A 589-nucleotide genomic window follows, 5' to 3' on the forward strand; every position below is an offset into this window, starting at 1 on the left:
GGTGAACGTCTGCGGCAACACGATCTCGGTGATCGGGCTGCTGAACCCCGCCTTCGGCAACACCTGCATCAACAAGTGACGTCGTGCCCCGCCCCGTGAAGGGTCTGACTCCATCGACTCCGTGGGGGGTCTGAGCCCGTCGGCCCCGGAGCGCGCGCCACGCGCTCCGGGGCCGACCGGTTTTTCGCGCGATCACGACGGCGGTTTCCCGCCGAATGCGAACGCGCGTTCCGGAAGGTTCGAAAAAGGTCGAAGGCAGGGATTCAGCAAAATGCGACAGGTCACCCGCAAGGGCCTGATGACCGTGGCCGCAGCCACCGGTGTGATCGCCGCCGCGNNGGTGAACGTCTGCGGCAACACCGTGAACGTCGTCGGGCTGCTCAACCCGGCGGTGGGCAACAAGTGCGCCGACCGCGGTGGCGGCAGCGGCTCGTCCGGGGGGTACGGCGACTCGGGCGGCGGCTACGGCCACGGCGGGCACGGCCGCGGCGGATCGCACGCCGGCGGGCACACCGGCGGCTCGCCGGGCGTCGGCTCCGGCAACCACGTCCAGGCGCCGGTCGACGTACCGGTCAACGTCTGCGGCAAC

Annotated in this window: 1 protein-coding gene and 1 pseudogene; both read left to right on the forward strand. The window is 70.7% G+C overall.

What is annotated here, in order from left to right:
* Positions 1-79, forward strand: a pseudogene (chpH, locus tag BZY54_RS48615) (chaplin ChpH); the annotation flags it as partial.
* Positions 80-271: 192 nt separating this feature from the next.
* Positions 272-589 (forward strand): chaplin family protein (locus tag BZY54_RS48620; protein WP_143668472.1); only part of this gene is annotated, 318 nt, incomplete at its 3' end.

The organism is Streptomyces carpinensis (assembly GCF_002154505.1).
Lineage (GTDB): Bacteria > Actinomycetota > Actinomycetes > Streptomycetales > Streptomycetaceae > Streptomyces > Streptomyces carpinensis.